Origin of the sequence: Trinickia acidisoli (genome assembly GCF_017315725.1) — a bacterium.
GTDB classification, from domain to species: Bacteria; Pseudomonadota; Gammaproteobacteria; order Burkholderiales; family Burkholderiaceae; genus Trinickia; species Trinickia acidisoli.
Genome location: NZ_JAFLRG010000001.1, coordinates 2,713,032 through 2,725,798, shown reverse-complemented (window position 1 = coordinate 2,725,798; position 12,767 = coordinate 2,713,032). Strand labels below are relative to the sequence as shown.

The following is a 12,767-nucleotide window of genomic DNA, read 5'->3' as shown; positions in this document are numbered from 1 at the left end:
ACGATGCAAGCACGAGAAGCCAATTTCGATGGACTCGTAGGTCCGACGCACAACTACGCGGGGCTGTCGTTCGGCAACGTGGCGTCGCAGACGAACGAGAAAGCGATCGCCAATCCGCTCGCCGCCGCCAAGCAAGGTCTGCGCAAAATGAAGCAATTGGCCGATCTCGGTTTCCTGCAAGGCGTGCTGCCGCCGCAGGAGCGGCCGTCGCTGCGGCTGCTGCGCGAGCTCGGCTTTTCAGGCTCGGAATCGAAGGTGATCGAGCGCGCGGCGAAGGAAGCGCCCGAGCTTTTGGCAGCGGCAAGTTCCGCTTCGGCGATGTGGACGGCCAACGCGGCGACGGTCAGCCCGTCTTTCGATACGCAGGACGGGCGCGTGCATTTCACGCCGGCCAACCTGACGAGCAAGCTGCACCGCGCGATCGAGCATGAGGCGACACGCCGCACGCTCTCGGCGATCTTTGCCGATCCGGCTTGCTTCGTCGTGCACGAGGCACTGCCCGGCACGCCGGCGCTCGGCGACGAAGGGGCCGCCAACCACACGCGGTTCTGCGGGCAGTATGGCGAGCGCGGCGTCGAGTTCTTCGTCTACGGGCGCAGCGAGTATCGGCGCGGCCCCGAGCCCGTGCGCTATCCGGCGCGCCAAACGTTCGAGGCGAGCCGCGCCGTCGCGCAGCGGCATGGGCTGAGCGAAGCGGGCACCGTCTACGCGCAGCAATGCCCCGACATCATCGACGCCGGCGTATTTCACAACGACGTCATCGCGGTGGGCAATCGGCAAACGCTGTTTTGCCATGAGCGTGCGTTCGTCGAGCAAAGCACCGTCTACGATCAGTTGCGCACGCAACTATCGGAGACGGGAGCGCAACTGAGCGTCATCGAAGTGCCCGACGCGCGCGTGAGCGTGGCCGACGCCGTCTCCTCCTATCTGTTCAACAGTCAGTTGCTCACGCGCCCGGACGGCCGCGACGTGCTCGTCGTGCCGCAGGAGTGTCGCGAGAATCCACGCGTGTCGGCCTATCTCGACGATCTCATGGACAGCGCGGGGCCGATCGGCGAGGTGCTCGTTTTCGATCTGCGCGAAAGCATGAAGAACGGCGGCGGGCCCGCCTGCTTGCGTCTGCGCGTGGTGCTGAACGAAACCGAGCGCGCGGCCGTGACACCGGGCGTGTGGATCGACGACGCGCTGTTTGCGCGGCTCGACGCCTGGATCGGCAAGCATTATCGCGATCGGCTCGCACCGAGCGATCTCGCCGATCCGCGGCTGCTCGACGAATCGCGCACGGCGCTCGACGAACTCACGCAGATCCTCGGTCTGGGCTCGCTCTATGACTTCCAGCGCTGATAGCCCTGCCTCGGCGGCGCCGGCGCTGCTCGCCGATTTTCTGGCGTTCACGTTGGCGGGGGAGCGTCCCGCTCGAGCCGATGCGCGAGGCGAGTGCGCGAACGGCGTGCGTTATGCGTGGCTCGACGAGGGGCTGCTCGAATTGACGCCGGCTGTGCGGTCTTTGCGCAGCGTGCTCGTCTCCGCTGGCGTCCACGGCGACGAGACGGCGCCGATCGAGCTGTTGTCGCGAATGGTGGCAGATATCGCTTGCGGCAACGTGCGGCTTGCTTGCCGTGTCGGCATCGTACTCGGCAACGTGGCCGCGATGCGCGCGGGCTGTCGTTACGTCGACGATGACTTGAACCGGCTCTTTTGCGGGCGGTACGCCCAGTTGCCGCACAGCCGCGAGGCGCCGCGCGCACGCGCGCTCGAAGCGGCGGCGGCGAACTTCTTCGCGGGTGCCGTAGACGATGAAGACGCGCACGCGCGCTGGCATCTGGACCTGCACACGGCGATTCGCGCGTCGGTGTTCGAGCGCTTCGCATTGCTGCCGCACACGGGCGCGCCGCTCTCGCGCGCAATGTTCGAGTGGCTCGCCGACGCACGCATCGAAGCCGTCCTTTTGCATACGGCCAAAGGCAATACGTATACGCATTTCACGGCCGAGACGTTCTGTGCGACTGCGTGCACGCTCGAACTCGGCAAGGTGCGGCCGTTCGGCGAGAACGATCTGGCCCGCTTCAGCGGCGCCGACGAGGCTGTGCGCGCGCTCGTCTCGGGCGGATCACCGTCGGCGGGCCGGCCGATGCCGCGCGTCTTCACGGTCATCGGTCAAATCACGAAGCGCAGCGATGCGTTCGAGCTTTATATGGCGGACGATGTCGCTAATTTCACGCCGTTTGAAAAAGGTGCCGTCCTGGCCCGCGACGGCGACTATCGCTATGTCGTCACGCACGACGAAGAGCGGATCGTATTCCCGAATCGCACGGTCAAGCCGGGATTGCGCGCCGGGCTGACCGTCGTCGACACGACGGCCGACACGCTGGCGGCATTGGCGACGTGACAGACGCGGCCCGCGCGCCGGTTGCCTTCAATCCCCGATCGCGCGGCCTCTTCGACGAGGCCCGCGACTCGACGAACGCTCATTGATCGGGGACGACCGCTTGCCATCCTTCCGGGCAGTACGTCACGTACGGATAGTATTGGCCCGCCGACTGGCAGTAGTACCAATATTGGCCCGTGCCGGCGACATCTCCCGGTACCAACGGATTCGGGTACGGGTAGACCGGCTGCGGATAAAAGTACCAGAGCCCACCGACCACCCACCACCAGCCGAAACGCCCGCCGTGGTGTGAATGATGCCATCGGCCGCCGCGCCAGACGTGCGCGTCCTGGTCATTGAAACGGTGGATGTCTCCGCGATAAACGCCGGGGACGGCGCCGTGGGCGGCTGGTGCGTGGTCGATGGGGGCTCGTGCGGCGTGCGGGGCCATGTTGGGTGCGCGATGCTCTCCGACGTTCGGCGCGTTCGAAGGCCCTTGGTGCGGCCGCATCGCCGGCCCGGGCGCCTGCCGTACCGCTGGTCCAGGCGCGGGCCGCATCGCTGGCCCGGGTGCCGGCCGTACCGCTGGCCCGGGCGCGGGCCGCATCGCTGGCCCGGGCGCCTGCCGTACCGCTGGTCCAGGCGCAGGCCGCATCGCCGGCCCCTGCGGGCCGTGCGCAGGCACGCCGCCGGGATGGGCCGGGCCATGCGCTTCCCGGTTTTCGCCCCCGGCATGCTGATTTCCTTCGGACCCGGGCGGGTGCTCCTGCGCGAACGCGGCGGCCGTCGACATGCCGGCGAAGGCGGCGATGGCCAGCGTAAGGGTCATTCTTGTGATCATGGCGTTCTCCCTGAGTGCATCGTTTATGACTTTCAGCATAGACGCTGGTGGACAAATGGCTTGCGCCGACGATCGCCTTTCCCGCGCGCGTCCTTCGCCCCGGTCGCATGAGCGGTAATCGTGCCCGCTACGTTTGCATCGAGCGGCGCACGCGTACCTGCGCCGCCAGCACGCGGGGTGGTACGCCGCTCGCTAGGCCAAATCGCGTCGAGCCGCCTCGCACAGTTCGTCGGCAAGCGCGGTGGAACTCGGGGCCCCGAACAGCGCGAATTCGACGTCAGGAAGCGCGGGTAGGCCCGCACTGTCGCCGGCGATCGCGAGCACGCCGTCGACGCGGCTCTTGGGCATGGGCGTGATGCCGAGCCCAGCTTGTACCGCCGCGTGCACGCCGCCGCTGCTCGGACAGACGACGGCGATGCGGTAGTCGATGCCCGCCTGCGCAAGCGCGGCCAGGGCCGCCTCGCGGTAAGGGCAGGGCTCGGGAAAGACGGCGAGCGGCAGGGGCAGCGTCAGATCGATCGTCAGCCAAGACGCGGTGGCCCAAACCAATGGTTCTCGCCAGAGTGCGCGCCCGGGCCGCTCGTCGTGACACCGCCCCGCCATGACGAAATCGAGTTCGCCGCGATCCATCGCGGGCAACAACGTGGCGGGGATGCCGATCGTCAGGTCGATCGTGAGGTTGGGCTGTCGCAGCCCGAATGCATGCAGCCGCTCCATGACGCGCGGCTGCGCGAAATCGTCGGACAGGCCGATGCGCACGAGACCATCGCTCATGCGGCGATGCAGGCGGGCCCGTGCGTCGCGATTCAAGGCGAGGATCGCACGGGCGTAACCGAGCAGCACTTCGCCGTCGGGCGTGAGCGAGAGCGAGCGCGTCGTGCGCATGACGAGCGGCGCGCCCGCTTGTTCCTCGAGCCTGCGCAGATGCGCGCTGACGGCCGACTGCGTCAGATGCAGGCGCATGGCGGCGCGCGTAAAGCTGCCTTCTTGCGCCACGGTGACGAACGAACGGAGCAGGATCGTATCGAACACGCTATTCAGTGAGATTTGAATTGAATAGCAGAAGAATACTTCGTTTCAATTTCTAATTCGAATATGTTCAGATGTAGACCATCCCACGCCGCCGTGCGTGCCTGACCGACTCAGAAGGGGAGAACATGGCCGATCTGCTGCATATCGAGGCGTCGCCGCGCAAAACGCGGTCTGCTTCCCTCGAAGCCGCCCGCGCGTTCATCGACGCTTATCGCCTCTCGCACCCGAGTGCGTCGATCGACACGCTCGATCTGTGGCGTGTGCCACTGCTGGAGTTCGACGGCGACGCGCTCGACGCCAAGTACGCGGGGCTCAGCGGTACCCCGCTGTCGCCGTCGCAGCGGACGGCGTGGGACCACATCCACGCGCTCGCGAAACCGCTGCACGACGCGAGCACGCTACTGTTCTCGGTGCCGCTCTGGAATTTTTCGATTCCGTACAAGCTCAAGCACTTCATCGATGCCGTATCTCAAAAGGACGTGCTGTTTTCGTTCGATCCGCAGACCGGCTTTGGCGGGTTGCTCGCGGGTAAGCGCGCGGTGGTCGTTTATGCGCGCGGGCTCGACTACGGCAAACATTCGCACACGCCGGCGCAGGCGTTCGATTTTCAACGGCCGTACTTCGAAGCCTGGTTGCGCTTCGTCGGCATCGACGATATCGCGTCGATCATCGTCGAAAAGACATTACTGGGACCGCAAGTCGATGCGACGGCGCGCGATGAAGCGTGCTCGGCGGCAGCGGCGCTCGGGCGGCAATAAGCCCCCTCACTCATCGCTACCGGGGCGCAAGCGGCGATCAACGTATTCGCCGGAAGTGACTTGCCGTTCCGCGACACGCAATTGCATCTTCGCGCGGCCGCGCGTGGCCTGCGCTTCCAATCGAGAACCGGCGGGCGCTTGCACAGCGACGCGCGTCGCGCCGCTCAATGCCCTTACAATGCCGCTCCCGCACGCCTTGTGCGCTGCATCAAGCGCACGGTGTGCGTTTGAACGGCATTTTTGGTGCGGCCACGATGCGCGTCGGGTGCTGTACTCGATATCAATTCTGTGTGGGAGCACAACTTGACGAAACTGAACTTGCGAAGGAAGGTGGCGCTCGCGCTTGTCGCGGCGTCGACCATCGCGGCGGCCGGCAGCACGTCGGCGGCGGATCTGAAGGAACTGCGTTTCGGTGTAGAGGCGTCATATGCGCCGTTCGAATCGAAAACGGCATCCGGCCAATTGCAAGGCTTCGACATCGACGTCGGCAACGCCGTCTGCGCGAAGCTGAAGGTCAAATGCCTCTGGGTCGAGAACGATTTCGACGGCCTCATTCCGGCGCTGCAAGCCCGCAAGTTCGATGCGATCAACTCCGATATGACGATCACCGATCAGCGCAAGCGGGTGATCGATTTCACCGTCCCGATCTACACGATCCCGAACCAACTGATCGCGAAGAAGGGCAGCGCGCTGCAGCCAAGCGTCGCCTCGCTCAAGGGCAAGCACGTCGGCGTGCTGCAAGGCACGATTCAGGAAACCTACGCAAAAGCGAAATGGGCGCCGGCCGGCATCGACGTCGTCTCGTATCAGACGCAAGATCAGGTCTATGCCGACCTCGCTGCGGGCCGGCTCGATGCGGCTTTCCAGGATTCCGAAGCGGCCTCCAAGGGCTTTCTGAAGCGTCCGCAGGGCGCCGGCTTCGACTTTGCGGGCCCGACCGTCTCGGATGCGAAGGTGCTCGGCTCGGGCGTCGGCTACGGCGTGCGCAAGGGCGACAAGGCGCTGCTCGATAAGCTCAACGGCGCGCTCGAATCGCTCAAGGCCGACGGCACGATCGAGAAGATCGCCGCCAAGTATTTCGACGTCGACGTTGTCCTGAAGTAAGCGAGCTGCGACGTCGCGCGGCGCAGGCTAATTCGCGTCGCGCGACGGTTGCGCTTGTTGCCAAACCGGGGGCCCGCGCCTCGATTTTCAGCTTTGCTTTGCGGTTATAATCGCCCCAACTTATTGCGCGCAAAAAGACGTCGAGACCAACGTCGCGCCGCTAATCGTAAGAAGAAAAAGGAGGGGGCGATGGGTACGATGACCGACTCGGCACAGCGCCTGGCGTGTGCCGAAGGCCAATCGGAACCGGCCCACGCTAGCCACGTGCGCTATCCCGCGAGGGCGCCGATCGTCAATGCGGACGGTTTGCTGTGCGGCTTCGAATTGCACCTGCGCGCATTGCCCGTTGCCGAAAGCGGCGAACCCGGTGAGCACGGTGAGCCCGACAAACACGAGATCCAGAAGCAAACCGCCGCCGCGGCGGCGCATCTGCTCGGCGCATTGGGCGCGAGCGAGGTGCGCACGGCGCTCGCGGGTCACCCCGGGTATTTGAACCTGAGCCGGCAACTGCTTTTCTCCGATGCGATCGCCCGTCTCGCCCCCGATCGTTTTTTTCTCGAAATCTCGCCGCAACTCACGGTCGATGGCGAATTGATCGCTCGCCTCGTGACGTTGCATGCGAAGCGTTACCGCTTCGTTCTCGACGATGTGCAACAGCCCGACGAAGCGTTCGCCAAGCTGCTGCCTTATGCTCACGCCATCAAGATCGATCCGGCGCGCTTCGATTCCGAGTTGCTGCCGCGGTTGGCGAAAGCGCTCAAGTCAGCCGGCAAGCTGCTGATCGCGCTCAATATCGAGACGCACGAGGCGTTCGAGCAGGCAAAGGCGCTGCATTTCGATTTGTTCCAAGGCTACTTCTTCGCGCGCGGTAGCAAGCACAGCGCGCGTCGAGTCAATGCGCCGCGTCAAGCGCTACTCAATTTGCTGCGCCTGCTGTCGTCGGACCCGAGCGTCGCGCAACTCGAAGCCGAACTCAAGCTCAACCCGGTGCTCGTCATGCATCTGATGCGCTTGGCCAATTCGGGCGAGGCGAGCATCGGTCGCAATGTCGGGACGCTGCGCGATGCCATTAACGCCACGGGTACGAACCGCATCGCACGTTGGACACAACTGCTGCTTTATGCGGACGGCCGCAAAGTCAGCCTCGAGGAAGATCCGCTCGTTCAGCTCGCGGCCACGCGCGCGCGGTTCATGGAGCTTGCGTCGACGCGGCTTGCACATACGAACCGCAAGGTCGTCGACGGCGCGTTCTTGACGGGCGTGTTCTCGCTCGTCGACGCCGTGTTCGGCGATACGCTGGAAAACACCCTGGAGGCGCTGACGCTGGCCTCGCACATCCGTGCGGCGATCCTGCGCCGAGAGGGGGCGCTCGGGACCTTGCTCGGGGCGATCGAGGCGCTGGAGCACGGCGATTGGGACGCGCTCGACCGAGCGAGCGTCGCGCTTGCGCCGCTGACGTCGTGCGAACTCGCGCAACTCGCGATCTCGGCGGCCGCGTGGGCCAGCACGGCCGATCAAAGCAAGGATAACGAAGGGCTCGAGCGAATCGAGGAATGAGCCTGCTTTAAAGCGTTTCCAACTCGCGCGCCGGCGCGTGCGCGAAGAACCGTCCCAACTCGCGCGCGAGCTCGTTCAGCGCACCCATCTGCGTCTGCGAGATTTTGCGCGGCTCCTGCGAGAGCGACCAATCCCCATAGAGCACCGCGACGGTCGATTGATGCGCGATGACGGGCAGCAGCACGAACGAGCGCGCATCGTCGAACGCTTGCCGGTACCACAGCGGGAGCCGCGCGATCATCTTCGGATCGTGCGCATTCTCGATGAAGATGCCGACCGGATTGGCGATCGCCAGATGAAAGACGTCGGGCTCGAAGGCTTCCTTGAAAAAGAGCGAGGGCAGAGCGCGTTCCACGTCGCGGCCGAACCCGAGGCGAGCTTTGTAGAAGCCCGATCCCTGGCGCACGAATATGATCGTGCGCGTGAAGTTGAGCCCCGCCAGCACCGTTTCCGACGCGAGCGCGAGCACAGGGGCCAGCGCGTTTTCGGAGGGCAGCGCACGCAAATCCTCGAGTCCGGCGGCAATCCGCGCTTCGGGGTTGACGCTCGCGCGGGCGATGGCATCCGCATTGGCCCGCAGCTCGTCGATTTCGCGCATGAAGCCTTCACCCGCCTCTTCGCGCGCGAGCGATACCGTCATCTCGGCGAGTTCGTCGGCATCGGTCGCGAGCGCGCGGCTGTAGCGGCGAGCCAGATCGGCGATGCGCGCCTCGCGGGCGTGCTCGGACACGTCGGCCGCGCTCAGCGCAGCGGCCACTTCGGTCGAGTAGGTGGTGACGGCGCGCAGCCATTGCACTTGCGGCAGTTCCTTGGCCTCGGGCTCGTACGTGCCCATGCCCGCGCGGATCGCGTCGGGCAGGCGCCAGCGCGTGGCCGCCTCTTGCCCGAGCTCTTCGAAGCTGACGCCGAGTATGGCGGCACAGGCGGTTGTTTCATCGAGTTCGCCGGTACCCGCTTGCTGCCGGATCTGCTCCCACTCGGCTTCGAGATAGAAGACGACGAGCAGCTTGCCCACTTGCCGCATCAGCGTGCAGACGACGGCTTCCTCGCCGGCGCGCAGATCGCCGCGCTCGGTGAGCTTGCGGGCCACGCAGCCCGAGAGCATGGTGCGATTGAGTTCGAGCTTGGCGTCGATGCGATGCGGCACGCTGTGATTGAAGTGATCGACGAGCTTGAGTCCGACGACGAGATGGCCGACGGCATCCATGCCGAGCACCATCAGGGCACGCGTCACCGTCGTGATGTTGCCGCCGAACGCCATGTACATGGCCGAGTTTGCGAGCCTCAGCACCTTTTGCGTCAGGGCGAAATCTGATAGGACGACCTGCACGAGCGCCGTGAAATCGAGGTCGTCGTTCGTCATGGCGGCCATCGTGGTGCGCAGCGCCTGCGACAGCATCGGGAAGTCGCCGCGCTCGCTCATGCGCGCCCACAGCTTATCGAGCAGCGCCGCCTTTACCATGTGAATCCCGTTCGAACCATACGCATGTCTGTTTGTAATTGCGGCGCTCCGTGCGCGCATTCGCTCGACGAAGGCCGGCTCATACCGGCTCGTGCAGACGAAGCACGCGGTCCTCGAAGCGTTGTGCGAGCTCGTCGGACGGCAGCGCCTTGCAGACCAGCCAACCCTGAATGTGATCGCATCCCATCGCCGTGAGCAATTCGCGCTGTGCCTCGGTCTCGACGCCTTCCGCCACGAGTTCGAGTTCGAGCGTTTGTGCGAGGCCGACCACCGCGGATACGATTGCTTGATCGTTGCGAGAGGTTAGCAGGTTCTCGACGAAGCTGCGGTCGATCTTTAATTTCGCAAGCGGAAACCGTTGCAGATAGGCCAGCGACGAGTAGCCCGTGCCGAAATCGTCGACGGCGAAGCGGATGCCGATCGCCGTCAACTCTTCGAGCAACACTTTCGCGTGAGCCGGGTCCTGCATCAGTAGCGATTCGGTGATCTCGAACACGAGCCGGTCGGCGTTGACGCCCGTCAAGACCAGCGCGTCGCGGACGTTTTGCGTGAAGCGCGGGTCGCGAAACTGCTGCGGCGAGACGTTGACGGCCACGTATTGCAGCGCAATGCCCTGCGCATCCCACTGCATGAGCTGCATGCAGGCGATCTTGAGCACCCAGTTGCCGAGGTAATTGATGAGACCGATCGACTCGGCAAGCGGAATGAACGTCGAGGGCGGCACGAAGCCGTGGACGGGATGGTGCCAGCGGATCAGCGCTTCGACGCCGACCACGCCGCCCGTCTGGCTGCTCGTGATCGGCTGGAAATGCAGCGAGAACTCGCCGTTTCGCACGCCGTCGTAGAGGTCCGCTTCTAGCTTCAACCGCTCGGCGTCGGCCGGATCGGCATGCGCCGTGTGAGACGCGAGCGTGTTGCTGCCCGACGCCTTGGCTTGGGCGAGCGCCTGATCGGCGCGGCGCAGCAACTGATCGTAATAGCCGGGGGCGCCGCTGTCCTGCGCGGGGTCGGGGTACAGCGCCATCCCGACGCTCGCCGACAAGTGCACGGGCTGGCCGTCCACGGTATAGGGTTGCTGCACCGCGGTCATGAAGCGGCGGCCGAGGGCTTCGGCCGCGGCGGCCGCTTCCTCGCGCGTGCTCGCGCGCACGAGCAGGGCGAACTCGTCGCTCGTCACGCGGGCGAGCGTGTCGTCGGCCGTGACGTGCGCCTCGAGCCGCCGCGCCGTTTCGCGCAAGAGGGTGTCGCCGGCGTCATAGCCGAGCGCACGGTTCACCCGTTGGTAATCGTCGAGATCGACGAGCAAGAGGGCGGCGCCGGTGCCGTTCGCATCGGCGTCCTCCTGGGCGCGCTTGACGGCGGCCGCGAGCGCCAGGCCGTTCGCGAGGCCCGTCATGCGGTCGCTGTGCAACTCGTAGGTGAGACGCTCTTCGTTGGCGCGCCAGACCGACACGTCGAACGCGCTGATCGCGAAGCCCGGCGTTCCCGTGTGCGCGCTTGCGACCACGCGCAGCTCGACGGCGATCGGGTACGTCAGCGATTTCATCAAATGCAGCGTGGCCCGCTCGACGCGGCCCGTGTCGATGGCCCGCGCGATCAGCGCGTCGAGCGCCGCCACTTCGCCGCTCGGCACGAGCTCGTGCAGCGTGACGGTTTGCAGGTACTCGCGCCGGTAGCCGATGAAACGCAGGCTCGCGTCGGACACATAGAGAAAGCGCAGATTGCCGTCGACGTGCGCAAGGAAATCGACCGCGCCCAACGTATTCTCGAGCTGCCGGGTGAACGCGTCGTGCTCGCCGCCCGAATCGGATACGCCGGCGTGCGTGCGCAGGCTGCCTGCGCGTCCGCGCAACAGGTCGAGGGCCGCGCGCCAGGCGCTGCGGCGCGGTGCGCCGGTTGGTTTTGCTTGCATGCGTTCTCGATGGCGACTGAAGTCGATTGGGCGGCCGGCTCCGCGCCTTGCGTGCCGATCTGCTCGGCGAGCAGCGCGCGTCCGTCGCCATGCCACCCATCAGGGCTAGTTATCGGCACGGCTTCGGAATTCTTTAGGGGCGCCGGGTGCAATTCGACCAAAACTTGCCTCGGGATTGGCCCGGACATGCGTTCGGGGCTATTTTTGTGGACAATGGGTGAAAACTGCGTGAGCGACCGCATGACCGTACGCGACCCTATGGCATCCCACGGTGCGTCCGGGGGCGCTTGCCGGGCATGGCCGCGGATCGTGCGCTGCGGCATCGCGGCCCGTTCTATCCGGGCGATGCTCGTTCGTTCTACACCAAGCTGGATCCATTCATGGCCGAAACATCGATCGTACGCACGGAGGGGGTGCCCGTTTGCGAGGCGCCGTCCCAATGCGAAGTCGACTGCCTCTACCTCGGGCGTCAGCCGATCTTGGCGCGGGGCGGCGCCCTCGAGGCCTATGAGTTGCTGTTTCGCGGCGACAGCGTGAATCGCGCGCTCATCGACAACGATGCGCAAGCGACGGCACGCGTCGTTGCCAACACGATGTGCGGCATGGGCGTGTCCGCGACGCTCGGGCCGTATCTCGGCTACGTCAACGTCTGCCGCGACATGCTGTTCGACGACGCAGTCAGGCTGCTGCCACCCGAGCGCTTCGTGCTCGAGGTACTCGAAACGGTCTGCGTCGATGCGCCGCTGATCGAGCGTATCGACAAGCTGCGACGCGTCGGTTTCAACATCGCGCTCGATGATATTTGCGACTTATCGGATGATCTGCTCGCGCTGCTGCCGCACATCGACATCGTGAAGGTCGATTTTCTCTGCGCGGACCGCGTGCGGCTGCCGGAGTTGGCCGGGGCGGTCAAGGGGCGAGGCAAGACGCTCATCGCGGAAAAAGTCGAGACGCGCGAGGACTATGCGCTCGCGCAAGCGCTCGGCTTCGATCTGTTCCAAGGCTATTTCTTTGCGCGCCCGCAAGTGCTGAGCGCGCGTCGCGGCGATCCGTCGCGGCAATCGCTGCTGCGCATGCTCGCGCTGATCGCATCGGACGCACCTTTGATCGAGCTCGAGCAGGAGCTCAAGCGCAGCCCCGACGTCGTCATGCAACTGCTGCGGCTCGTGAATTCGAGCGCCTATGGGCTCGGGCGGCGTATTGCATCGGTGCGCGAAGCCATTTTGGCCGCCGGCACGCGTCAAATCGCGCGTTGGGCGCAACTGCTGCTCTACGCGTCGAACGGAGACTTGTCGTGGCGCTCCGATCCGCTCGCGCAACTCGTGGGTACGCGCTCGCGTTTCATGGAGCTGGCGGCGGCCCGCGTGCAGCCCGACAGCGAACGCTTCGGCGACGCCGCGTTCATGACCGGCGTGTTTTCGCTCGTGCACGTGCTGCTCGGCGAGGCTGCGCCGGGCGACGTCCTCGCGCAGATCGGGCTCGTGCCGGAGATCGGCGACGCGATCGTGCATCGGAGCGGGCCGCTCGGCGCGATGCTCGCGATCGCGGAGGCGGCCGAGGCCGGCATGCCCGACGAGGCCGCACGCGCGCTGAGCGACGCGCACCCCGAGCTGGCCGCCTTGACGCCGCCCGTATTGGCCGAGATCAATTTCGAAGCCGCCATGTGGGCGCAGGCGCACGAGTCGGCCTGACGGCGCCGCAGCAGGCGGCGCGTCGCGGGCGCTTTCCTGCGC

10 protein-coding genes are annotated in these 12,767 nt (G+C 65.7%); 6 read left to right on the top strand and 4 right to left on the bottom strand.

The annotated features are described in order from the left end of the window. Positions 1 to 3 precede the first annotated feature (3 nt). Both astB and astE read left to right on the top strand, forming a co-directional pair. Positions 4 to 1,344: an N-succinylarginine dihydrolase gene (astB, locus tag J3485_RS12375; RefSeq protein ID WP_206952744.1), complete on the top strand. Its 1,341-nt coding sequence runs from the start codon at positions 4 to 6 to the stop codon at positions 1,342 to 1,344. Next, a complete protein-coding gene (gene astE / locus J3485_RS12370) occupies positions 1,328 to 2,389 on the top strand; it encodes a succinylglutamate desuccinylase (protein ID WP_206952742.1) in 1,062 nt (353 codons plus the stop codon). The genes astB and astE overlap by 17 nt, the downstream gene beginning before the upstream one ends. 79 nt (positions 2,390 to 2,468) lie before the next feature. Here astE and J3485_RS12365 read toward each other — a convergent pair whose 3' ends face one another. Both J3485_RS12365 and J3485_RS12360 read right to left on the bottom strand, forming a co-directional pair. After that, positions 2,469 to 3,209 (bottom strand): hypothetical protein, encoded by a 741-nt coding sequence (locus tag J3485_RS12365; RefSeq protein ID WP_206955882.1) that lies wholly within the window; start codon positions 3,207 to 3,209, stop codon positions 2,469 to 2,471. Positions 3,210 to 3,401: 192 nt separating this feature from the next. Then, positions 3,402 to 4,241, bottom strand: a complete 840-nt coding sequence (locus tag J3485_RS12360; protein ID WP_206952740.1) for a LysR family transcriptional regulator — start codon at positions 4,239 to 4,241, stop codon at positions 3,402 to 3,404. A 125-nt stretch (positions 4,242 to 4,366) separates the two neighbouring features. Between J3485_RS12360 and J3485_RS12355 the strand changes: the two genes are divergently transcribed. The 3 genes from J3485_RS12355 (at position 4,367) to J3485_RS12345 (ending at position 7,660) form a co-directional block, all read left to right on the top strand. Next, a complete protein-coding gene (locus J3485_RS12355) occupies positions 4,367 to 4,999 on the top strand; it encodes an FMN-dependent NADH-azoreductase (protein ID WP_206952738.1) in 633 nt (210 codons plus the stop codon). Positions 5,000 to 5,329: 330 nt separating this feature from the next. Next, positions 5,330 to 6,103 (top strand): ABC transporter substrate-binding protein, encoded by a 774-nt coding sequence (locus J3485_RS12350; protein WP_374192440.1) that lies wholly within the window; start codon positions 5,330 to 5,332, stop codon positions 6,101 to 6,103. 189 nt (positions 6,104 to 6,292) lie between these two features. Further along, positions 6,293 to 7,660, top strand: a complete 1,368-nt coding sequence (locus J3485_RS12345) for an EAL and HDOD domain-containing protein (protein WP_242538559.1) — start codon at positions 6,293 to 6,295, stop codon at positions 7,658 to 7,660. Between the two features lie 7 nt (positions 7,661 to 7,667). On the opposite strand, the gene J3485_RS12340 is transcribed toward J3485_RS12345, so the two are convergent. Both J3485_RS12340 and J3485_RS12335 read right to left on the bottom strand, forming a co-directional pair. After that, positions 7,668 to 9,122, bottom strand: a complete 1,455-nt coding sequence (locus tag J3485_RS12340; protein ID WP_206952734.1) for an HDOD domain-containing protein — start codon at positions 9,120 to 9,122, stop codon at positions 7,668 to 7,670. 79 nt (positions 9,123 to 9,201) lie between these two features. Further along, positions 9,202 to 11,034 (bottom strand): putative bifunctional diguanylate cyclase/phosphodiesterase, encoded by a 1,833-nt coding sequence (locus J3485_RS12335; protein ID WP_206952733.1) that lies wholly within the window; start codon positions 11,032 to 11,034, stop codon positions 9,202 to 9,204. Between the two features lie 296 nt (positions 11,035 to 11,330). On the opposite strand from J3485_RS12335, the gene J3485_RS12330 reads away from it, so the two are divergent. Next, positions 11,331 to 12,725: an EAL and HDOD domain-containing protein gene (locus J3485_RS12330; RefSeq protein ID WP_242538558.1), complete on the top strand. Its 1,395-nt coding sequence runs from the start codon at positions 11,331 to 11,333 to the stop codon at positions 12,723 to 12,725. Positions 12,726 to 12,767: the final 42 nt, after the last annotated feature.